Origin of the sequence: Pseudomonas sp. YY-1 (assembly GCF_002843095.1) — a bacterium.
Lineage (GTDB): Bacteria > Pseudomonadota > Gammaproteobacteria > Pseudomonadales > Pseudomonadaceae > Aquipseudomonas > Aquipseudomonas sediminis_A.
Window position 1 is genome coordinate 323,772 of sequence record NZ_PJLX01000004.1, and the last position, 22,940, is coordinate 346,711.

The following is a 22,940-nucleotide window of genomic DNA, read 5'->3' on the forward strand; positions in this document are numbered from 1 at the left end:
CACTCCGACTCATAATGAGACGCTACACATGTCCGATGACGGCCACAGAGCCCCACGCCTGATCAAGAAATACGCCAACCGCCGTTTGTACGACACCCATACCAGCACCCACGTCACCCTCCCCGACATCCGCCAGTTGGTCATCGACGAAGTACCGTTCCAGGTGGTCGACGCCAAGACTGGCGAGGATCTGACTCGCAGCATCCTGCTGCAGATCATTCAGGAAGCGGAAAGCGACGGCGAGCCGCTCTTCTCCAGCGATATGCTCAAGGGCATCATCCGTTTCTATGGCCCATTCCAGGGCATGCTCGGCAACTATCTGGAAAAGAGCATCCAGACTGTGATCGAAATCCAGACCCAGACCGGGGTGCAATCCTCACAGGCCTGGAGCGACTTTATGCACAAGCAGGTGCCCGTCATGCAGGAGATGATGAGCCAGTACGTAGAACAGTCGAAGAAGCTCTACTTGGGCACCCAGAACCTATTCGGTATGTTCGGCGGCATCCCACCCGGCAATTTCAGGCAGACGAAAAAAGACGGTGATGAGCAATGAAACTCATCACCGTCCGTGACACGGCCGCCCTGCCTTACTTGCGCCCGCCCGCAGCCTTGCCGGCTTCACGAGTGGCCTGACCGGCCGCGGAAGCGGCGGCAGCGATGCCGTTCTCAGCGATCTCGGCTGCCTGCTTGGCGGCTTTCTGCGCGCTTTCATAGACACTGCCGGCGCTTTCCAGTGCCGACTTGAGCACGGCTACCGCCGGTTCCGCACCCGCCGGGGCGTTTTTGGCGATAACGTCCACCAGTTCCCGCACCTGCTTGGTGCCCGCCTCGACCTGGCGCTCGGCAAGCTTGGCGATATCCGCCTGCGTGCTGGAGACCAGATCGTACACCTCGCGATTGAACTCCAGCAGGCGCTCCGCCTGGGCTGCCGGCTGAGCGAAGGACGCCTGCAACTCGGCGAAGGCCTGCGGGTCACGCACTGACAGCAGCTTGCGCAAGCTGTCGAACTGCTCGCCACTGGAAGCGCGTAGCGCCTTGAATTGCAACTGACTGAGCTGCTCGACGCTCTCGAATACCTTGCCACTGATCTGCTGCAGCAGGTCAAGGTTGGCTTTCTGTGCGCTTTGCAGTTTTTCCGAATCGAAAAAAGACATGGTCGGATCTCCTGGCAATGGGGAAGGCCACCTACGGCCTGACACGCGAAAGCCATCCATGATGGAGCTGCCGCGCCAGCATAATATTGCACCGCACAAAAAAGATCGCAAGAGCTTTTTTGCACTGCAAAAAAATTTTGCCCAAGCCGCAGCGATTCGCTATAAACCTAGCCTTAACGCCATGCAGCCTCTCCAAGGGGAGGATTGAGCGCAGGCCTTTAGCACGCCACCGAGATAGGAAATGCTCATGAGCCAGGAAAGTTTTTTTGCGAAGCGAGAAGACAGCTTTTCCTCATTCCATAATCTGTTCGAACACCTCAGCCGTCTGCAGCAGTTGCACGGCAAGCTTATGCTCGATGCCTTCGGCCAACGCCATGCGGCCCTGCTCGCGCCCCTCAACGAAGGTCGCCTGCGTGCCCCCAGCCCGGGAGACTGCTGGGAATACCTGGTCGACTGCGGGCAACGCGGCCTGCTGTTCTGGGATGCACTGCGCCAGCGTGGCGACAATACCCTGGCCCACGAGCGCGCCGGCTATCCCCTGCTGCTCAAGTTTCCCTACGAGGTGCTGATCGACGGCCACGACCTGCCTCATCCGGTCAACTATTCCCTGCTGCGCATCCTTCCAACGGCTGACCAGCCAAGCGATGCCACGCGTCAGCCGGTCATCGTCATCGATCCGCGCGGCGGTCATGGCGCCGGCATCGGCGGCTTCAAGCAAGACTCCGAAATTGGCGAAAGCCTGCGCGCCGGGCATCCGACCTATTTCATCGCCTTCAGCCATGCCCCCGCGCCCGGCCAGACCCTGCTCGACATCGCCGAGGCCGAAGCCCGCTATATCGAAACGGTCAGCGCGCGCCATCCCGAGGCCGGCAAGCCGGTGGTGATCGGCAACTGCCAGGCCGGCTGGGCGCTGATGGGCCTGGCGGCGGCACGTCCGGAACTGCCGGGCCTGGTGATCGTCAACGGTGCGCCGCTGTCCTACTGGGCCGGCGTCAACGGGCGCAACCCGATGCGCTATGCCGGCGGCCTGCTCGGCGGCGCCTGGATGACCCGCCTGGGCAGCGACCTGGGCAACGGCCGCTTCGACGGCACCTGGCTGGTCAGCAACTTCGAGAGCCTGAACCCGGCCAACACCTACTGGAGCAAGTACTACAACCTGTTCCGCGACGTCGACGCCGAAACCCCGCGCTTTCTCGATTTCGAACGCTGGTGGGGCAGCCCGACCCTGCTCAACAGCGAGGAGATCGAGGTGATCGTCGACGACCTGTTCATCGGCAACCGCCTGGCCGGCGGTTCCGGTCGCACGAGCGGCATCGATCTGAAACGCATCGAGGCGCCCGTGGTGGTGTTCTGCTCGTACGGCGACAACATCACTCCGCCGCAGCAGGCACTGAACTGGATAGCCGACGTCTACCCCAGCGACCTGGCACTGCGCAGCGCCGGACGCACCATCGTCTACCTGCAGCATGCCAGCATCGGCCACCTGGGCATCTTCGTCTCCGGCAAGGTCGCCCGGCGCGAACACCGGCAGCTGCTCGGCGCCATCGATGCCATCGCCCTGCTGTCGCCTGGCCTGTACGAGTTGATGATCGACGATCTACCGGCATCCCCCAGTGGTGACCAGGCGTATCAGGTACATTTCGAGTCCCGGCGTATCGCCGATATTCTCGCCCACGATGAAGATGGCCGAAGCGACGAGCGTGAATTCGCCCTGGTCGACCGCGTCTCCGGACTCAACAGCACGCTTTACGACTGGTTCGTGCGGCCCTGGATGCGCAGGGCGATCAACGAACCACTCGCCGAATCCCTGCGCAAGAGCCACCCATTTCACCAGCAGCAGATCGTCTGGAGCAGCCTCAATCCAGCCCTCTGGTGGCTGGCGGGAAGCGCGGCCCTGACCCGCACCAATCGCCGCCCGGCATCCCCCAACAACCCCCTGCTTGCCTGGCAAGAGGTATTCTCCAGCGTCATCGAGGCCCAGCTCGATGGTTATCGCGACATCCGCGATGCATCCCAGGAGTTGCTCTTCCACAGCTTCTACGGCGGGCTGAGCACCCTGACCGGAGGGCAAGCACCGCGCTCGCAACAGAGCCACATAGAACAACGGGACAAGGCTCTGATCGAGCATCTGCACGACTCGCTTCTCCAGGGTGGGGAGCGGGAAGCGCTCATTCGCATTTTCTGCCTGCTCGCACGTGCCAGCGGCAGGTTCGGCAAAGAACGCATCGAAGAGCTCGCCCAGCGCGCTCGCACGCTCTCGCAACAGCTCGGCATCGACCCTCTCGCCGTACGTGACAGCGTCCGCCTGCAGGATCTACTGGTCTTCGCCCACCCCGAGGAAAGCCTGAACACCTTGCCCCTTTTGCTAGCCAAGGCCAGCCAGCGTGAAGTCGTCCTGACAGCCGCCACGCACCTCGTGCCTGAGTTGCTGTACGCCGAGGGTGCCGTGGGTGATCTTTGGCGTCGGTTGCATGATCTGCTCGAACACCCATTGCCGGATTTCGCCCAACCATCCGTGCCACTCATCACGGTGGACAGCCCGCCAGAGCAAATCCAGGCAAGCCTGCGCCTCCCCGAGGCGGACGCCCCTACGTCCAAGGCCGCCACGCGACCAAGGAAGAAAAATGCCGCCCGGCCTGCCAAGGCGCAGGCACAGACTGATGCCAGCCCGCCCCCGGCAGCGACCCGGAGCAGGAGCCCAGTGGCCGCGCCGGAAAAACCAGCACGCATCAAGGCAACCCGCTCCGCGCCCGCACCTGGCCTCGCGAGCCCGGACAAGGGAGGCAACGCCGAATGAGCTTGGATCACTACCAGGCGCTGCTGAACCGCTGCGCCGAGATTGGCCCGCTGCCCACCATCGTCGTGCATCCTTGCGAGGCGAACGCGCTACGCGGGGCGCTGGAGGCCACCCAGGCCGGGCTGATCACACCGATTCTGGTTGGCCCGCGCCAGAAGATTGCGGCAACCGCCAGCGAAGCCGGTCTGGATATCGACGGGCTGACCGTGGAGGACGTGCCACACAGCCACGCCGCCGCCGAGCGTGGTGTCGCCCTGATCCGCCAAGGCCGTGGCGAGTTGCTGATGAAAGGCAGCCTGCACAGCGATGAACTGCTGCATGCCGTGGCCGACCGCGAAAACGGTCTGCGCACGGAACGGCGCCTCAGCCATGTGTTCGCCATGAGCGTGCCCAGCTACCACAAGCCGCTGTTCGTCACCGACGCGGCGGTCAACATCTTCCCCGGCCTGGAAGACAAGGCCGACATCTGCCGCAATGTGATCCAGATGCTGCACGCTCTCGGCATCGAACAGCCCAAGGTGGCGCTGCTGTCGGCGGTGGAAACCGTCACCGCCAAGCTGCCTTCAACCCTGGAGGCCGCCGCACTGGTGGTCATGTCCCGGCGCGGACAGATCGACGGCGCGCTGCTCGACGGGCCACTGGCCTTCGACAATGCGATCAACGCCGAAGCCGCGCGGGTCAAGGGTATCCACTCAGAAGTCGCCGGCGACCCGGACATCCTGCTGGTACCGGACATGGAAGCGGGCAACATCCTCGCCAAGCAGCTGATCTATCTAGCCGGAGCCGAAGCTGCTGGCATCGTCCTTGGCGCCCGAGTACCTATTGTTTTCACCAGCCGCGCTGACAGTCCAAGAGCGCGCATCGCCAGTTGTGGGCTGGCCGTGCTACTTGCCGAAGCACGGCGCGCTCGCCTGGGGATACCTGTATGAGCCCTGTTCAGGACGAACTCATCGTCACCGTCAACGCAGGCTCTTCGAGCATTAAGACCGGCCTATTCTCCGGTCGCCGGGGCGAAGATCAACCTCGCTTGCTGGCGCGCGGAAAGCTGGACGGGATTGGCGTGGCGCCACGTCTACAGGTCGTCATGGCCGACGGAACGATAATGCAGGACACGAGTTTCGAGCCGGAACAGATTGCCAATATGCAGGCGGCCTTCCAGCAGATCTATCGTGTCCTTGAAGAAGGCCTACAGGATCGCCCACCGGTGCTGATCGGCCATCGTGTGGTGCACGGGGGCATGGATTTCAGCGCACCGGTGCGCGTGGATCACACTACACTGGCACGTCTGAAGACGCTGGAGCCTCTGGCACCACTGCATCAACCGCACAACCTCGCGGCAATCCATGCCGCGCTCGAGCACGACCCTCAACTGCCCCAGATCGCCTGCTTCGACACGGCTTTCCATGCTGGACGCAATGAAATCAGTCAACTCTTCGGCTTGCCCTACGCGCTATACGAACAGGGCGTACGCCGTTACGGCTTTCATGGCCTGTCCTTCGAATACGTCAGCCAGCGCCTAATCGACAAAACACCGGAGCTCGCTACTGGCAAGCTGGTCATCGCTCACCTAGGCAATGGTTCCAGCCTTTGCGCTATCGAAGCTGGCCGCAGCATCGAAATGACAACAGGTTTTAGTGCTCTCGACGGCTTACCCATGGGAAGCCGCTGCGGCGCCGTGGATCCAGGCGTATTGCTGTACCTGCTGGGGCAAGGCATATCTGTTGATGAGCTGGAAAAACTGCTGTACAGACAATCCGGCCTGCTCGGCATATCCGGGGTCAGCAGCGACATGCGCAAGCTACGCGCCAGCAACGAGCCGCGCGCGGCCCTGGCCATCGACTACTACGCCTACCGTATCGCCCAGGAAGTCGGTCGGCTTGCCACATGCCTGGGCGGACTGGACGCACTGGTATTCACGGCCGGTATCGGCGAGAAGGATGCTGAGCTGCGTGCCCAGGTACTACAGCATCTCGCGCCGCTCTTCGGGCTGCAGCTAGACGACACGGCGAACCGACGCAACGCCGAGCTTATATCCGGTACATCCAGCACCCGATCAGTATGGGTCATCCCCACCGACGAAGAGAGCATCATCGCGCGCCATAGCTGGCACCTGTATCAGGAGCAACACCCATGAGCATCAAAGAAAGTCTGTCCCTGGCTGGCAAGCGCGGCCTGGTGGTAGGCATCGCAAACACCCATTCGATCGCCTGGGGCTGTGCCCAAGCGCTACATGAAATGGGCGCGGAACTGGCCATCACCTGGCTGAATGAGAAAGCCAGGGCGCATGTCGAGCCCCTGGCGCAACAGGTGCAAGCCAGCGTGCGGATGCCGCTGGACGTCACCCGGCCCGGCGAGCTAGAGGCTCTATTCGAGCACATTACAGAGCAATGGGGATCACTGGACTTCGTCGTACACTGCCTGGCCAGCGCACCCAAAGAGGAAATCCGCGGCCGCCTGCTGGACAGTTCCAGCAGCGGCTTTCAGCAGGCCATGGACATTTCCTGCCACTCCTTCATCCGCATGGCGCACCTGGCCGAGCCGTTGATGCCCCAGGGCGGCAGTCTGGTAACCATGAGTTACTTGGGAGCCCAGGAAACGATCGAAGGATACGCACTGATGGGCCCAGTCAAAGCCGCCCTGGAATCAAGTGTGCGCTACCTGGCCACCGAGCTGGGGCCACACAACATCCGCGTGCATGCCATTTCCCCCGGCCCCATGCCGACTCGAGCAGCATCCGGGCTGAAAGACTTTGATCACCTGCTGCAAACCTCTACCCATCGCGCGCCCCTGCGCCGCCTAGTCAGCTTGGAAGAAGTCGGCGGTCTGTGCGCATGGCTGGTCAGTAATGCCAGTCAGGGCCAAACTGGCGGCGTCCACTTCGTCGATGGCGGCCTGAACATCCTCGGCTAACCGCAAGGACTCTTCATGCAGGACAATACCTTTCTCGTTGAGGGGCTGGTCAGTTTTACTCTGGCGATCATGCTGCTGTTCGCGGGCAAGAGGCTCGCACAGCGTTACGAACCACTAGGCCGCTACAGCATTCCAGAACCAGTGCTCGGTGGCTTCCTTTGTGCCGCTGTTACCGCCGTTCTGTTCTACATACTGGATATCGAAGTGGTCTTCGACCTGGAGGTACGCGATGTACTGCTGCTCTACTTCTTCGCAGGCATCGGGTTGAAGTCGGATATCCGCAACCTGGTCAAGGGTGGCCGCCCGCTGCTAATTCTGCTGGTACTCGCCAGCGTGTTCATCGTCTTGCAGAACCTGCTGAGTATGGGCGTGGCCAGCGGTTTCGGCCTGGATCCCAGAGCCGGCCTGATGCTCGGCTCGATCTCGCTCACCGGCGGCGTCGGTACCACCCTGGCCTGGGCACCGCTGTTCACCGAGCAATTGGGCATCGAAAATGCCATGGAGCTAGGTATTGCCAGTAACACAGTGGGGTTGATCGCAGCGTGCTGTATCGGCGGGCCGATCGCTAACTACCTGATACGCCGCCACGCCTTAACCCCCTCTCGCGATTCAGACCTGGAAGTTGGAGTACCAGCAACCTCGGCAGACATCTCCGCCCCCATCAGCCATTACGACATCCTGTGGGCCTGGATGTGGTTGAACATGACGCTGATGTTGGGCCACGGCTTCAACTTGCTGCTGCTCAACAGCGGAATCACCCTCCCCTCGTTTGTCAGTTGCCTGTTGGCCGGGATCGTCATTCGTAACCTGTTGCAAGCAGCCATCGGCGGTCAACGCATCAAGCACTGGAGCGGAGCCGGCCAAGGGTTGGCGCTGATATCCGATATCTGCCTGGGTATGTTTCTAGTCATGGCGCTGATGGGACTGCAGTTGTGGCAGTTAGGCGGTGTTCTGGTCTTCGTCGTCACAGCCCTGACATTGCAGATAACATTGACGATCCTCTATACCGTATTGCTGGTTTTCCGTTGTATGGGCCGCAACTACGAAGCCAGCGTGATAGCCGCCGGCTTCGGCGGCATCGCCCTGGGTTCAACTGCAACGGCCATCGTCAACATGACGGCAGTTACTCAGCGCTACGGAGCCGCGCACCAGGCGTTCATTATCGTTCCGCTGGTCTGCGGCTTCTTCATCGATATCGTCAATGCACTGATCATCAGCCTGATGAGCGGCATCTGAGACATCCTCATGGGGCGTACTCTGCTCGCCTTCGTCCAGCCGGTATCGACCCGGAGACCTCCCGAACCAGCGCAGGCAGGCCTTGTGGAAACTGCTCTGATCGTGGAACCCCAGGTACTCGGCCACCTGGGTCAGACTGTATGAGCTGCGGCACAGGTAATAATCGGCCGACTGCCGGCGAACATCACCGAGAATGTCCTTGAACTTCAGCCCTTCCTTTTCCAGGCCTCGCTGCAGGGTACGCTTGCTCATGCAAAGAGCCAGTCCGATCGACTCCATGTCGCATCCTTCCTGACCCAGGCGCTCGATTATCAGGCCACGCACGCGCCCCCCCAAGGAGACACCACCCAACTGCCCCAGACGAAACTCGGCGAAGCGCTTATGTAACAACGCAAGCGCCTCATTGGCCGTGCTCAACGGGCGCAACAATTCTTGCTGGTCGAACAGGACACTAGTGTGCTGGGCACCGAAACGTAACGAACACCCGAATAACTGCTGATATTCAGGGAGATTACCCGGCTCGTCATGGACAAAATCGAATTGCAGCGGTTGCGGCAGCCCTCCCCCCATCAGCCAACGGCAAAAACCCAACAGGGCTGCGGCACCGGCATCCTCAAACGCTCGATTTCTGGGACAGCCCTCTTCAGGATGCTCCAAACATGTCAAACGCAGACGCCCGCCTTGCTCAGGAGACAGTGCGAGAGTGACACCATTGCCAAGTAGCAAGTGAAAACGCACAAAATGCTCCAGAGCCTGTTTCAGGTTGGCACTGGACATCATCACGTAGCCCACCAACTGGAAACTGCCAGGTTTGAAATGCACGGCAGCCTTGAGGCCGAGATTCGGATTGTCCGAATCCAACTCGGCCAGCGCCATCAGTCGATAGGCGCTAGCGCGCGTGAAGAACGCATCCTCCTGTGCCAGCAAACACATATCGATTCCTGCCTCACGACACAAACGCACCGCATCCAGTCCCTCCGCCTGCAGCATAGCCACCAGCATCCCGACGTAACTGGAACTGATCCTGTACATAGCATCCCTCTGCGCCCGTTCCCAGCCGAAAGGCAAACGATTGATCGCCGTGAAATACGCATATTAGAGGCCCGCAAGGCATTCTTCCTGATCCAGATCAAGACCAGGCCGAACCACTGTCAAAACGCGACAGAATTGGCGCGCAAGGACAACCCAGCGTCACCCAGAAACATTGTTCCTGCCCGTGAAGCACCGGAAGCTTGACCAAAATATCAAGGCTTCGATTAAGGAGGCATGGTCAGTGGCTACTTCGAGTAATTCGACACGTATAGCACTGGTCACCGGCGGCATGGGCGGCATCGGCACAGCGATCAGCCAGCGCCTGCACCAGGATGGTTTCACCGTAGTGGTGAGTTGCGGCCCCTACTCAAGCCGCAAAGCCTCTTGGATGGCGAAGCAATTAGAGGCTGGCTTCCACTTCCACTGCATCGACTGCGACATCACCGACTGGGACAGCACCCGCCAGGCTTTTGAGATGGTGCGCGAAAATGTCGGCCCGATTGATGTACTGGTCAACAATGCGGGGATCACCCGAGACGGTACGCTACGCAAGATGCCTCCCGAAAACTGGAAAGCAGTGATCGATACCAACCTCACCGGCCTGTTCAACACAACCCGTCAGGTCATCGAGAGCATGCTGACCAAGGGCTGGGGGCGTGTCATCAACATATCCTCGATCAATGGACAGCGGGGTCAGTTCGGCCAGACCAACTACTCTGCAGCCAAAGCCGGTATCCATGGTTTCAGCATGGCTTTGGCCCGAGAAGTGAGTGGCAAGGGCGTGACCGTCAATACGGTTTCCCCTGGCTATATCAAGACAGATATGACTGCGGCAATTCGCCCAGACATCCTTGAAGGCATGATTGCCGGAATCCCCGTCGGTCGCCTCGGCCAGCCTGAGGAAATTGCCTCGATCGTAGCCTGGCTAGCCTCTGATCAATCCGCCTATGCCACCGGCGCCGACTTCTCGGTGAACGGCGGCATGAATATGCAGTGATGCGCAATCGACTAGTCATAACATGAGGCATTCCAGATGATCGACGTCGTTATCGTCGCTGCAACCCGCACCGCCATCGGTAGCTTCCAAGGCAGCCTGGCCGAGATTCCGGCACCGGAACTCGGCGCCATCGTCATCCGGCGCCTGCTCGAGCAGACCGGCCTCGATGCTGCCCAGGTCGATGAAGTGATCCTCGGCCAGGTGCTCACTGCCGCGTCCGGACAGAACCCCGCACGCCAGGCTGTGATTCGCGCCGGCCTGCCCCACGTCGTTCCTGCGATGACCCTGAACAAGGTCTGCGGCTCGGGCCTCAAGGCCCTGCACCTGGCTGCCCAGGCTATCCGTTGCGGCGATGCCGAGGTGATCATTGCCGGCGGCATGGAGAACATGAGCCTGTCGCCCTACGTGCTGCCCAAAGCCCGCACCGGCCTGCGCATGGGCCATGCGCAGATGCTCGACAGCATGATCGTCGATGGCCTGTGGGATGCCTTCAACGATTACCACATGGGCATCACCGCCGAGAACCTGGTGGACAAGTACGGCATCAGCCGTGAAGCCCAGGACGCCTTTGCCGCCGCCTCGCAGCAGAAGGCCGTGGCCGCCATCGAAGCTGGTCGTTTCGACGCCGAGATAACCCCGGTGCTGATCCCGCAGCGCAAGGGCGATCCAATCGCCTTCGCCCGTGACGAGCAGCCGCGTGCCGGCACCACCGCCGAGTCGCTGGCCAAACTCAAGCCGGCGTTCAAGAAGGACGGCAGCGTTACCGCCGGCAATGCCTCCAGCCTCAACGATGGCGCCGCCGCCGTGCTGCTGATGAGCGCAGCCAAGGCCAAAGCGCTGGGCCTGTCGGTGCTGGCGAAAATCAGCGCCTATGCCAACGCAGGCGTCGATCCGGCGATCATGGGTATCGCCCCGGTCTCGGCCAGCCGCCACTGCCTGGACAAAGCCGGCTGGAGCCTGAACGAGCTAGACCTGATCGAAGCCAACGAAGCCTTCGCCGTCCAGGCACTGGCCGTTGGTCAGGAGCTGGGCTGGGATGCCGCCAAGGTCAACGTCAACGGCGGCGCCATCGCCCTTGGCCACCCGATCGGCGCCTCCGGCTGCCGCGTGCTGGTCAGCCTGCTGCACGAGATGATCCGCCGCGATGCCAAGAAAGGCCTGGCGACGCTGTGCATCGGCGGCGGCCAGGGCGTGGCGCTGGCCATTGAACGCTGACTAACGATTTCGCGGATCTATCGGGCGAGCTCCCCTGCACCCTCACCGCCTGGATGGCGGTGAGGGTATTCCCCGAAATGATCGCACCGTGCCCTTTGCCGGGCGCGGCCTTTTTTCATTTTCTTGGACAAACCATGAACATGAACAATTCACATTCTTTCGCTCACTACTGGTCAGGACAGGCGCCTTTCATCACCAGCTTCGCCCTACAGCAACTGCGCCTGTACGTAGCGCAAAACTCTTGGTTCAACGGGCATGACCAAAGCCAGTGGTTCAATGTCTCCCCCGAAGCGTTGGAACAATTGCAGGTTGACTACCAGCAACAATGGACAGCGCTTGGCCAGCAACTGCTGGCCCGTCAACCGTTCGACTTCGACGACCGGCGTTTCGCTAGTGGCAACTGGAGTGAACCGTTGTTCGGTTCCATGGCCGCCTTCTACCTGCTGAATTCCGGATTTCTGCTGAAATTGCTGGAGCTGCTCACCATCAAAGAAGAGAAGCCACGTCAGCGTCTGCGCTACCTGATCGAGCAGGCAATCGCCGCAAGCGCCCCGAGCAACTTCCTGCTGAGCAATCCCGATGCCCTGAAATGCCTGGTGGAAACCCAGGGGGCCAGCCTGCTCAGTGGTCTATTGCATCTGGCCGGAGACCTACAAGAAGGCAAGTTGCGTCAATGCGACCGAGGCGACTTCGAAGTTGGCGTGAATCTCGCCGTCACTCCCGGTGAGGTGGTGCTGGAAACTCCGCTGTTCCAGTTGATCCAATACCTGCCGCTCACCGATACACAGTACCAGAGGCCAATATTTATCGTCCCGCCGGCCATCAACAAGTACTACATCCTCGACCTCAGCCCGGAAAATTCTCTGGTTCGCCATCTGCTGGAACAGGGTCACCCGGTATTCCTGATGTCCTGGCGCAACTTCACCCAGAAACAGGCTGACATCACCTGGGAGCAGATCATCCAGGACGGAGTGATCAGCGCCCTACGCACTACCCGGGTCATCAGTGGCGAGCGTCATCTGAACTGCCTGGGCTTCTGCATCGGCGGCACCCTGCTGAGCTGCGCGTTGGCAGTGCTGGCTGCGAGGGGCGACCACGACATTGCCAGTCTGAGCCTGTTCGCCACCTTCCTCGACTACCTTGATACCGGGCCGATCAGTGTCTTTGTCGATGAGCAACTGGTGGCCTACCGCGAGCGCACCATCGGTGGCCATGGTGGTAAATGTGGCCTGTTCCGCGGAGAGGATATGGGCAACACCTTCTCCCTGCTGCGGCCCAACGAGCTGTGGTGGAACTACAACGTCGACAAGTACCTCAAGGGACAGAAACCACGCGCCCTAGATCTGCTGTTCTGGAACAACGACAGTACCAACCTACCTGGCCCCATGTACTGCTGGTATCTGCGCCACACCTACCTGCAGAACGACCTCAAGTCGGGCGAGCTGGAGCTGTGCGGGGTCAAGCTGGATCTGCGCTCCATAGAGGCGCCAGCCTACCTCCTCGGAACCCACGATGACCACATAGTCCCATGGCGCAGTGCCTATGCCAGCACGGCTCTTCTTGGGGGATCGAAACGCTTCGTCCTCGGATCTTCTGGCCACATCGCCGGAGTGATTAACCCACCAGCAAGCAACAAACGCCATTACTGGGTAAACGAGCACATCACGCCGATTGCTGACGACTGGCTACAAAGCGCTCAACAACACGCAGGTAGTTGGTGGGTCGATTGGTTCGCCTGGCTGGCCGGGCATGCCGGCGAGCTCCGGCCCGCCATCACGCGGATGGGCAATGCCGAATACCCTCCCCTAGAACAAGCGCCTGGGCGCTACGTGAAGCAATGACCGCCCGAAGTTTAGGAAAACCCTCGATGAAGCCACAACAGAAGAAAACCCTGATCCACACGGCCTCCGCCGTCGCCCTGGCCGCCGTGGCCGCACTGGTCTGGCTGGAACTGCGCCCGAGCGGCCTGGGTTCCGGTTTCGCCAGCGCCAATGGCCGGATCGAGGCAACCGAAGTGGACGTCGCCACGAAACTAGCTGGCCGTCTGCTGCAGATCGACGTCGACGAAGGCGATTTCGTCGCCGCCGGACAAGTACTCGCGCAAATGGACATCCAGGTGCTCACCGCCCAGTTGAGCCAGGCCCAGGCCCAGGTTCGCCAGGCGCAGAACGCCACCCGCACGGCCCATTCCCAAGTTTCCCTGCGCATCAGCGAGAAAGCCACCGCCGAAGCCGTTGTGCACCAGCGTCAGGCCGAGCTGACTGCGGCGCAGAAGCGCTACGCCCGTACCGAGACCCTGGTCAGACGCAATGCCTTGCCCCAGCAGAAACTCGACGATGACCTGGCCGCCCTGCAAAGCAGCCAGGCCGCACTCAGCGCCGCCCGTTCCCAGGTTCTGTCGAGCCAGGCCGCCATAGATGCTGCGCAATCGCAGGTGATCGAGGCCGAATCCAGCGTGGAGGCAGCCCAGGCCAGCGTCGAGCGGCTGCAAGCGGATATCGAGGACAGCCGGCTAAAGGCGCCCCGAAGTGGCCGTGTGCAGTATCGCGTCAGCCAGCCAGGTGAAGTCTTGGGTGCCGGCGGCAAGGTACTCAATCTGGTCGACCTCAACGACGTGTACATGAACGTCTTCCTGCCGGCGCAACAGGCTGGTCGAGTCGCCCTGGGCGCGGACGTGCGACTGATCCTGGATGCCGCACCGCAATATGTAATTCCAGCCAAGGTGACCTTCGTCGCCAGCGTCGCACAGTTCACCCCCAAGACAGTGGAAACCGCCAACGAACGGGAAAAACTGATGTTCCGGGTCAAGGCCCGAATCGATCCAGAACTGCTGCAAAAACACCTCGAACAGGTCAAGACCGGGGTTCCCGGCATGGCCTACCTGAAACTTGACGCCGCCGCCGAGTGGCCCGAAAGCCTGCACGTGCGAATCACACCATGACAGCGAACGACCCCAGCGTGGTGCAACTGATCGAGGTCAGCCTGCGCTACAACAAAACCTGCGCGGTGGACGCGGTCACCCTCGACATCCCCGCCAACCGCATGGTCGGCCTGATCGGCCCAGATGGCGTGGGCAAGTCCAGCCTGCTGGCCCTGATCGCCGGGGCGCGTAGGATGCAGGACGGCACGATACGGGTGCTCGACGGCGACATGGCCGATGCCGGCCACCGCCGCGACGTCTGCCCGCGCATCGCCTACATGCCCCAGGGCCTGGGCAAGAATCTCTACCCGACCCTGACCGTGTTCGAGAACCTCGACTTCTTCGGCCGCCTGTTCGGCCAGGATGAGCAGGAGCGCAGGGCGCGGATTGCCGACCTGACGCAAAGCACCGGCCTGGCGCCGTTTGTCGAACGCCCGGCGGGCAAGCTGTCCGGCGGCATGAAACAGAAGCTCGGCTTGTGCTGTGCGCTGATCCACGATCCGGATCTGTTGATCCTCGACGAACCCACCACCGGCGTCGACCCGCTGGCGCGCAACCAGTTCTGGGAATTGATCGAGCGCATTCGCAAGCGCCGCCCCGGCATGAGCGTGCTGGTCGCCACCGCCTACATGGACGAAGCCCAGCGTTTCGACTGGCTGGTGGCCATGGACGACGGCAAGGTGCTGGATATCGGAACCCCTGGCGAACTGCTCGAACGCACCGGCACCGACAATCTGGAAGAAGCCTTCATCGCCCTGTTGCCCGAAGCCAAGCGCAGCGGCCACCATACCCTAGTGATTCCACCGCGCCCGGCGGCCAGCGGCGAGAATGCGGTGGCCATCGAGGCGCACGGCCTGACCTGCCGCTTTGGTGATTTCGTCGCCGTCGATCATGTAGATTTCCGCATCGAGCGCGGGGAAATCTTCGGCTTCCTCGGCTCCAACGGCTGCGGCAAGTCGACCACCATGAAGATGCTCACCGGGCTGCAGCCGGCCAGCGAAGGCGAAGCCTTCCTGTTCGGCAAACCGGTCGACCCAAGGAACATCGACACCCGCCGCCGGGTCGGCTACATGTCCCAGGCGTTCTCGCTGTACAGCGAGTTGAGTGTGCTGCAGAACCTCGACCTGCATGCCCGGCTGTTCGAAATCCCGCCGCAACGGCGTCCCGCGCGCATTCAGGAAATGCTCGACAGGTTCGATCTTCAGGGAGTCGCCGAGCAGTTGCCGGAGGATCTGCCCCTGGGGGTGCGCCAGCGCCTGTCGCTGGCGGTGGCGGTGATTCACCAGCCGGAGATCCTGATCCTCGACGAGCCGACTTCCGGCGTCGACCCGGTAGCCCGCGACGGCTTCTGGGAGCTGTTGATCGACCTGTCGCGCAAGGATGGCGTGACCATCTTCATTTCCACCCATTTCATGAACGAGGCGCTGCGCTGCGACCGCATGTCGATGATGCACGCCGGCCGCGTGTTGGACAGTGACACGCCGCAGGCGCTGATGGCCAAGCGCGGCCTGTCCACCTTGGAAGAAACCTTCATCGCCTACCTGCGCGATGCCGCTGACGACACACCGGCGGACGCCCCGCAGCAGGCACCAGAGGAGGCGGAATTCGTCCATGCCAGCGCGGCAAAATCATGTTTCAGCCCTCGGCGCCTGTACAGCTACGCCCAGCGCGAAGCCATGGAACTGCGCCGCGATCCTGTTCGCGCCACCCTGGCCTTGATCGGTACGGTTCTGCTGATGTTCATCATGGGCTACGGCATCAACCTGGATGTCGAGGATCTGAGCTACGCGGTACTCGATCGCGACCAGACCACCACCAGCGCCGCCTATGCCGAGACCCTTACCGGCTCGCGCTATTTCCAGGAAAAACCGCCACTGCGCGACTACGACGAACTCGAACGGCGCATGCGCCAGGGCGATATCAGCCTGGCCGTGGAGATTCCGCCAGGCTTCGGTCGCGAGCTCAAGCGCGGTGACGTACCACAGCTGGGATTCTGGGTCGACGGCGCCATGCCGACCCGCGCCAATACGGTCAAGGGCTACGTACAGGGCATCCACCAGGGCTACCTGCAGCAGCTTGCCGCGACGGCTCCCGGGAATGCGGCCCGCAGCCAGTTCGACATCGCCCTGCGCTACCGCTACAACCCCGATGTGCAAAGCCTGCAAGCCATGGTGCCGGCGGTGATCCCGATCCTGTTGATGATGATTCCGGCGATGCTCACCGCCCTGGGCGTGGTGCGGGAAAAGGAGCTGGGCTCGATCACCAACTTCTACGTCACGCCGGTGACCCGCCTGGAGTTCCTGATCGGCAAGCAGTTGCCCTATATCGCCCTGGGCATGGCCAACTTCTTCATGCTGGTGGCCTTCTCGGTCTGCTTCTTCGATGTGCCGGTCAAGGGCAGCATGCTGACCCTGACACTCGGCGCACTGCTCTACGTGACCTGCGCCACCAGCCTCGGCCTGCTGATCTCCTCGGTGCTCAATAGCCAGATCGCCGCGATCTTCGGCACCGCCATCGCCACCGTGGTGCCGGCTACGCAATTCTCCGGTCTGATCCACCCGGTATCGGCCTTGGAAGGCGCCAGCGCCTTGATCGGCAACCTCTACCCGACCAGCCATTTCCTGATCATCAGCCGTGGCGTGTTCTCCAAGGCGCTGGGCCTGGCCGAACTCTACCCCTACTTCATTCCCTTGCTGATCACCATCCCCACACTGACCCTGCTCAGCGTCGCCGGCCTGAAGAAGCAGGAGAAATAAGATGCGCAAACTGAACAACATCCTGCAGTTGGGCATCAAGGAACTGCGCAGCCTGTATCGCGACCCGGCCCTGTTGCTGCTGATCCTCTACGCCTTCACCCTGAGCATTTACTCCCAAGCCAACAGTGTGCCGGAGTCGCCGCACCGGGCCAGCATTGGCGTGCTCGACGAGGATCGCTCGCAACTGTCGACGCGCATCGTCGGCGGCTTCCAGTTGCCCTACTTCATCAAGCCCGCGGCCATCGACCTGGAAACCATGGACAGCGGCATGGACGCCGGGCGCTATACCTTCACCCTGAACATCCCGCCGCAGTTCCAGCAAGATCTGCTAGCCGGACGCCAGCCAACCATCCAGCTCAATGTCGATGCCACACAAGTCAGCCAAGCGTTCACGGGGGCTGGACATATCCAGCAGATCATTAATGACGAGGTCGGCGAGTTCCTCAGGCGCTTTCGTGGCGCCAACGCGGTACCCGTCGAAGCGGTGGTACGCATGCAGTACAACCCCAACCTGGTGCAATCCTGGTTCGGCTCCGTCAACGCAATCGTCAGCCAGATCACCATGCTGTCGATCATCCTCACCGGCGCCGCACTGATCCGCGAACGCGAACACGGCACCATCGAGCACCTGCTGGTGATGCCCGTCACGCCGTTCGAGATCATGTCGGCCAAGGTCTGGTCGATGGGCCTAGTGGTGCTGGCCGCCACCGCCCTGTCCATGCGCATCATCATCGAGGGCTGGCTGGCCGTCCCCATTCCCGGCTCCGTGCTGTTGTTCCTCGGCGGTGTCGCCCTGCACCTGTTCGCCACCACCTCGATGGGCATCTTCTTCGGCACCCTGGCCCGCTCGATGCCACAGCTGGGCCTGCTGATCATTCTCGTGCTGATGCCTCTGCAGATTCTCTCCGGCGGCATGACCCCGCGCGAAAGCATGCCGGAAGTCGTACAGAACGTCATGCTGGCGGCACCCACCACGCACTTCGTCGAGCTAGCCCAAGCCATTCTCTTCCGTGGCGCCGGCCCGGCTGTCGTCTGGCCGCAAATGCTTGCCCTAGGCGCCATCGGTAGCGTGTTTTTCATCGGTGCCTTGTCGCGGCTGCGCAAATCCCTGCATTGAGAAGGCCATCCACACGGTGCCATTCGAATAGACATGCAAGACAGACCAAATAAGGAAACTAATACGTGGAGATAACCACAACCGCTAGGTTGGCCCTGGTGACAGCCATCTGCCTGGGCATCCCAGCACAGGGCTGGGCAACCTCCCTACCCACCCCGGCCAAAACCGACCTGGTCACCGTGTACAAACAAGCAGCGAAGAACAACGCCGATATCGCTGCCGCTCGCGCCGACTACCAGGCGCGTCGCGAAGTGGTGCCGCAGGCGCGTGCCGGGCTGCTGCCCAACCTGTCGGCGGGGGCCAATTATGGCGATACCCGCACCGAGCTCGATTCGCCGAGTAACACCCTGTCGCGCAGCGGTCTGGTGTATCAGGCCAACCTGAGCCAGCCACTGTTCCGTGCCGATCGATGGTTCCAGCTGCAGGCGGCCGAGGCGACCAGTGAGCAGGCGGCGCTGGAGCTGTCAGCGACCGAGCAGAGCTTGATTCTGCAGAGCGCCGAGACCTACTTTGCCGTGTTGCGCGCCCAGGACACCCTGGCCTCGACCCGTGCCGAAGAGGCGGCGTTCAAGCGCCAGCTGGATCAGGCCAACGAGCGCTTCGATGTTGGCCTTTCCGACAAGACCGACGTGCTCGAAGCGCAGGCCGGTTTCGACACTGCCCGAGCCAACCGCATTCTCGCCGAGCGCGCCGTGGATGATGCCTTCGAGGCCCTGGTGGCGCTGACCAATCGCAGCTACACGGCAGTCGAAGGTATCGTGCATACCTTGCCGGTATTGGCGCCGACACCGAACGACGCCAAAACCTGGGTCGATACCGCCGCTGCGCAGAACCTCAATCTGCAGGCCAGCTTCTTCGCGGTCGATGCTGCCGAGGAAAACCTGCGCCAGCGCAAGGCCGGCCATGCGCCGACCCTGGATGCCGTGGCCAGCTATCAGAAGGGCGACAATGACAGCCTGGGCTTTACCAACTCTGCTGCGTCACCCACTACATACGGTGGCGATGTTTCGCAGCGCTCCATCGGCCTGCAACTGAATATCCCGCTGTACAGCGGCGGCCTGACCAGCTCGCAGGTGCGTGAGGCCTATCAGCGCCTGGGGCAGACCGAGCAGTTGCGCGAAAGCTTGCGCCGCCAGGTGGTGCAGAACACCCGTAACCTGTTCCGTGCGGTGAATACCGACGTGGAGACCGTGCAGGCGCGCCGCCAGTCGATCATCTCCAACCAGAGCGCCCTGGAAGCCACCGAGATCGGCTACCAGGTCGGCACCCGCAACATCGTCGATGTGCTCGATGCCCAGCGTCAGCTGTACAGCGCGGTGCGCAACTACAACGACGCGCGCTATGACTACATCCTCAACAACCTGCGCCTGAAGCAGGCCGCCGGCACCCTCAGTCCGGCTGACCTGGAAGCGCTGGACAGCTTCCTCAAGCCTGACTACAACCCGGACAAAGACTTCCTACCGGAAGAAACATTAGAAGCCAACTTTACTGACGACAACTTAGGAGCATCATCATGAAAAAAATCTGCCTTGTACTTTCCGCTCTGACTCTCAGCCTGCTTGCTGGCTGTTCTACCCCCTCGCTGATCGTGCTCAACAGCGGTCAGGAAATCCAGACACTAGACGAACCCAAATACGATGCAAAAAGTGGTTTCTACGAATTTAAGCAACCTGACGGGAAACCCCAACGTATAAATAAAGATCAGGTGAATACCATCAGGACGCTCTGATTCAGCAATGACAGCGGTTTCGTGATACCACCTTCAAACTTTCTAACCCCATTTATCACGACTGCATTGAACTTGTTAAACATTAGGAAAACTCCGAAAGAGTCTGCCCGGTAGTTATTACTAGACCAAGGAGGTCTCGCTATGTCTGACTCGACTCAAAAACTGCGCCTCGGCGCGTTGATCGCTCTGGTTGTTGGTTCAATGGTTGGCGGCGGGATCTTCTCCCTGCCGCAGAATATCGCCGCCAGTGCCAGTGCCGGCGCCACCCTTATTGGCTGGCTGATCACCGGTGTCGGCATGCTCACCCTGGCTTTCGTCTTCCAGACCCTGGCCAACCGCAAACCCGACCTCAATGGCGGGGTGTATGCCTACGCTAAGGCCGGCTTCGGCGACTACATGGGTTTCTCCTCGGCTTGGGGTTACTGGATCAGCGCCTGGATCGGCAACGTCAGCTACATGGTGTTGCTGTTCTCCACCCTCGGCTACTTCTTTCCGGTATTCGGCGAGGGCAACACCCTGCCGGCGATCATCTGCGCCTCTATCGTGCTCTGGCTGCTGCACTTTCTGGTGCTGCGCGGGATCAGGGAAGCGGCCTTCATTAATACCATCACCACCATCGCCAAGATGCTGCCGCTGGCGCTGTTCATCGTCATCGCCGCCGTCGCCTTCAAGATGGACGTGTTCACCTCGGACTTCTGGGGCAGCGGCAACACCGAGCTCGGCAGCGTGATGGATCAGGTGCGCAACATGATGCTGGTCACCGTCTGGGTGTTCATCGGTATCGAGGGTGCGAGCATCTTCTCCGCCCGCGCCGAGAAACGCAGCGATGTCGGCAAGGCCACCGTCATCGGCTTCATCGGCGTGCTCCTGCTATTAGTGCTGGTCAACATCCTCAGTCAGGGCATCCTCGCCCAGGCCGAACTGGCCGGACTGAAAAACCCGTCGATGGCTGCCGTGCTGGAACAGGTAGTCGGCCCCTGGGGGGCGCAACTGATCTCCATCGGCCTGATCATCTCGCTGGCCGGGGCGCTGCTGTCGTGGACACTACTGTGCGCCGAGATTCTCTTCGCCAGCGCCAGTGACCACACCATGCCGGAGTTCCTGCGCAAGGAGAACGCCAACCAGGTCCCGGCTAACGCGCTGTGGCTGTCCAACGGGCTGATCCAGCTGTTTCTGATCATCACCCTGTTCAGCGAGTCCACCTACCTCAGCCTGCTGTATCTGGCCACCTCGATGATTCTGGTGCCGTACTTCTGGTCGAGTGCCTACGCCGTGCTGCTGGCCTTGCGCGGCGAGACCTACGAAAACGCCGCCGGCGAACGCAACAAGGATCTGCTGATCGCGCTGATCTCCACGCTGTATGCGGTGTGGCTGGTGTACGCCGCCGGCGTGCAGTACCTGCTGCTCTCCGCGCTGCTCTATGCCCCTGGCGCAATCCTGTTCGCCAAGGCCAAGCGCGAGCTGGGCCAACCGGTGTTCACGGGCGTCGAGAAGCTGATCTTCATCGCCGTACTGATCGGCGCCGGCATTGCCGCATTCGGCCTGTATGACGGTTTCCTGAGTTTGTAAAAGTGCCGCCCCGGACCTTCCGGGGCCACGTTCCACGAGAAGGAGTTTGACATGTCCAAGAAAGCCCTAGGCGTTCATTCCGAAGCCGGCAAGCTGCACAAGGTGATGGTCTGCTCGCCCGGCCTTGCGCACCTGCGCCTGACCCCCGCCAACTGCGACGAACTGCTGTTCGACGACGTGATCTGGGTATCGCAGGCCAAGCGCGACCATTTCGATTTCATGACCAAGATGCGTGAACGCGGTATAGAGGTCGTGGAGATGCACAACCTGCTCGAAGAGACCGTGCGCAACCCGCAAGCGCTGCAGTGGATTCTCGAGCGCAAGATCACCCCCAACAGCGTCGGCCTCGGTCTGCAGAACGAAGTTCGTTCGTTTATCGAAAGCCTGGAGCCACGGCGCATCGCCGAATTCCTGATCGGCGGCGTGTCCGGCGCAGACCTGCAGAAATACAAAGATTCGGAAGCAGCGAAGATGTTCAACGCCTATCTGGGCGAGTCCAGCTTCATCTTCCCGCCGCTGCCCAACACCCAGTTCACCCGCGACACCACCTGCTGGATCTACGGCGGCGTAACCCTCAACCCGATGTACTGGCCGGCGCGCCGCCAGGAAACCCTGCTCGCCAGTGCCATCTACAAATTCCACCCGGACTTCATCAATGAAGAGTTCGAGGTCTGGTATGGCGACCCGGATCAGGATCACGGCTCGGCCACCCTCGAAGGCGGCGACGTGATGCCAATCGGCAACGGTACCGTGCTGATCGGCATGGGTGAGCGCAGCTCGCACCAGGCCATCGGCCAGGTGGCGCGTACCCTGTTCGCCAAAGGCGCCGCCGACAAGGTGATAGTCGCCGGCCTGGGCAAATCGCGCTCGGCCATGCACCTGGACACCGTGTTCAGCTTCTGCGACCGCGACCTAGTGACCATCTTCCCGGAAGTGGCCAACTCCATCGTGCCCTTCGTGCTGCGCCCGGATGAAAGCAAGCCTGGCGGTATCGACCTGCGCCGCGACGAGCGCAGCTTCCTCGACGTGGTCGCCGAGTCGCTCAACCTGAAGAAACTGCGCGTGGTGGAAACCGGCGGCGACGCCTACGAGGCCGAACGCGAGCAGTGGGACGACGGCAACAACGTGGTCTGCCTGGAACCCGGCGTGGTCATCGGCTACGACCGCAACACCTACACCAACACCCTGCTGCGCAAGGCCGGCGTCGAGGTCACCACCATCAGCGCCAGCGAACTGGGACGCGGCCGTGGCGGCGGCCACTGCATGACCTGTCCGATCATCCGCGACCCANCTGCATGACCTGTCCGATCATCCGCGACCCAATCGATTACTGACGGACACATATTCGTAGGGTGGACATGGCGCAGCCTTGTCCACCTTTGCCAGCAAGAAGGCGGACAAGCCTGCAGCATGTCCGCCCTACAGTTGCCCTTGCCAACGGAGCGAAATCTCATGGCTTTCAACATGCACAACCGCAACCTGCTCAGCCTGATGCACCACAGCACCCG

At 61.5% G+C, this 22,940-nt stretch carries 18 protein-coding genes and 1 pseudogene; 17 read left to right on the forward strand and 2 right to left on the reverse strand.

Going from position 1 to position 22,940, the window contains the following annotated elements; all coding sequences use genetic code 11:
* Positions 1-28: 28 nt before the first annotated feature.
* Positions 29-553 carry a polyhydroxyalkanoate synthesis repressor PhaR gene (gene phaR, locus CXP40_RS08395; RefSeq protein ID WP_010563433.1) on the forward strand — a complete coding sequence of 175 codons (525 nt, stop codon included), beginning with the start codon at positions 29-31 and terminating at the stop codon, positions 551-553.
* Positions 554-587: 34 nt separating this feature from the next.
* Here the strand turns inward: phaR and CXP40_RS08400 are convergent, their stop codons facing one another.
* Positions 588-1,154 carry a phasin family protein gene (locus CXP40_RS08400; protein WP_003464225.1) on the reverse strand — a complete coding sequence of 189 codons (567 nt, stop codon included), beginning with the start codon at positions 1,152-1,154 and terminating at the stop codon, positions 588-590.
* A 58-nt stretch (positions 1,155-1,212) separates the two neighbouring features.
* Here CXP40_RS08400 and CXP40_RS23655 point away from each other — a divergent pair, with 58 nt between their 5' ends.
* From CXP40_RS23655 to gltS, 6 genes are read left to right on the forward strand one after another with little or no spacing between them, the layout of a single operon-like run.
* Positions 1,213-1,362 (forward strand): hypothetical protein, encoded by a 150-nt coding sequence (locus CXP40_RS23655; RefSeq protein WP_153336801.1) that lies wholly within the window; start codon positions 1,213-1,215, stop codon positions 1,360-1,362.
* A 39-nt stretch (positions 1,363-1,401) separates the two neighbouring features.
* The gene (locus tag CXP40_RS08405; RefSeq protein WP_003464227.1) at positions 1,402-3,951 is read left to right on the forward strand and encodes a DUF3141 domain-containing protein; all 2,550 of its coding nucleotides are present in this window, start codon (positions 1,402-1,404) and stop codon (positions 3,949-3,951) included.
* On the forward strand, positions 3,948-4,880 hold the full coding sequence (locus CXP40_RS08410) for a phosphate acetyltransferase (RefSeq protein WP_003464230.1): 933 nt from the start codon (positions 3,948-3,950) through the stop codon (positions 4,878-4,880). The genes CXP40_RS08405 and CXP40_RS08410 overlap by 4 nt, the downstream gene beginning before the upstream one ends.
* Positions 4,877-6,085 carry an acetate/propionate family kinase gene (locus CXP40_RS08415; protein ID WP_003464233.1) on the forward strand — a complete coding sequence of 403 codons (1,209 nt, stop codon included), beginning with the start codon at positions 4,877-4,879 and terminating at the stop codon, positions 6,083-6,085. The genes CXP40_RS08410 and CXP40_RS08415 overlap by 4 nt, the downstream gene beginning before the upstream one ends.
* On the forward strand, positions 6,082-6,861 hold the full coding sequence (gene fabI, locus CXP40_RS08420) for an enoyl-ACP reductase FabI (RefSeq protein WP_010563431.1): 780 nt from the start codon (positions 6,082-6,084) through the stop codon (positions 6,859-6,861). Before CXP40_RS08415 ends, fabI begins: the two co-directional genes overlap by 4 nt.
* Before the next feature lie 15 nt (positions 6,862-6,876).
* Entirely contained in the window at positions 6,877-8,097 is a 1,221-nt protein-coding gene (gene gltS, locus CXP40_RS08425) for a sodium/glutamate symporter (protein ID WP_010563430.1), read from the forward strand.
* Positions 8,098-8,148: 51 nt separating this feature from the next.
* Here gltS and CXP40_RS08430 read toward each other — a convergent pair.
* Positions 8,149-9,129, reverse strand: a pseudogene (locus CXP40_RS08430) (AraC family transcriptional regulator); the annotation flags it as partial.
* Positions 9,130-9,370: 241 nt separating this feature from the next.
* Here CXP40_RS08430 and phbB point away from each other — a divergent pair.
* From phbB to arcA, 10 genes are all read left to right on the forward strand, one after another.
* A complete protein-coding gene (gene phbB, locus CXP40_RS08435) occupies positions 9,371-10,126 on the forward strand; it encodes an acetoacetyl-CoA reductase (protein ID WP_011911905.1) in 756 nt (251 codons plus the stop codon).
* Positions 10,127-10,162: 36 nt separating this feature from the next.
* On the forward strand, positions 10,163-11,341 hold the full coding sequence (locus CXP40_RS08440) for an acetyl-CoA C-acetyltransferase (protein ID WP_003464250.1): 1,179 nt from the start codon (positions 10,163-10,165) through the stop codon (positions 11,339-11,341).
* A 140-nt stretch (positions 11,342-11,481) separates the two neighbouring features.
* The gene (gene phaC, locus CXP40_RS08445; RefSeq protein ID WP_011911904.1) at positions 11,482-13,182 is read left to right on the forward strand and encodes a class I poly(R)-hydroxyalkanoic acid synthase; all 1,701 of its coding nucleotides are present in this window, start codon (positions 11,482-11,484) and stop codon (positions 13,180-13,182) included.
* Positions 13,183-13,208: 26 nt separating this feature from the next.
* A complete protein-coding gene (locus CXP40_RS08450; protein WP_003464255.1) occupies positions 13,209-14,282 on the forward strand; it encodes an HlyD family secretion protein in 1,074 nt (357 codons plus the stop codon).
* Positions 14,279-17,017 (forward strand): ribosome-associated ATPase/putative transporter RbbA, encoded by a 2,739-nt coding sequence (gene rbbA / locus CXP40_RS08455; protein WP_106733390.1) that lies wholly within the window; start codon positions 14,279-14,281, stop codon positions 17,015-17,017. Before CXP40_RS08450 ends, rbbA begins: the two co-directional genes overlap by 4 nt.
* A gap of 1 nt (position 17,018) precedes the next feature.
* Positions 17,019-18,134, forward strand: coding sequence for an ABC transporter permease (locus tag CXP40_RS08460; RefSeq protein WP_038664457.1), 1,116 nt, complete (start codon positions 17,019-17,021; stop codon positions 18,132-18,134).
* A gap of 65 nt (positions 18,135-18,199) precedes the next feature.
* A complete protein-coding gene (locus tag CXP40_RS08465; RefSeq protein ID WP_038664460.1) occupies positions 18,200-19,651 on the forward strand; it encodes a TolC family outer membrane protein in 1,452 nt (483 codons plus the stop codon).
* Entirely contained in the window at positions 19,648-19,863 is a 216-nt protein-coding gene (locus CXP40_RS08470; RefSeq protein ID WP_010563423.1) for a YgdI/YgdR family lipoprotein, read from the forward strand. Before CXP40_RS08465 ends, CXP40_RS08470 begins: the two co-directional genes overlap by 4 nt.
* A gap of 141 nt (positions 19,864-20,004) precedes the next feature.
* The gene (gene arcD, locus CXP40_RS08475; RefSeq protein ID WP_011911900.1) at positions 20,005-21,432 is read left to right on the forward strand and encodes an arginine-ornithine antiporter; all 1,428 of its coding nucleotides are present in this window, start codon (positions 20,005-20,007) and stop codon (positions 21,430-21,432) included.
* Between the two features lie 51 nt (positions 21,433-21,483).
* Positions 21,484-22,731, forward strand: coding sequence for an arginine deiminase (arcA, locus tag CXP40_RS08480; RefSeq protein ID WP_106733391.1), 1,248 nt, complete (start codon positions 21,484-21,486; stop codon positions 22,729-22,731).
* Positions 22,732-22,940 lie beyond the last annotated feature (209 nt).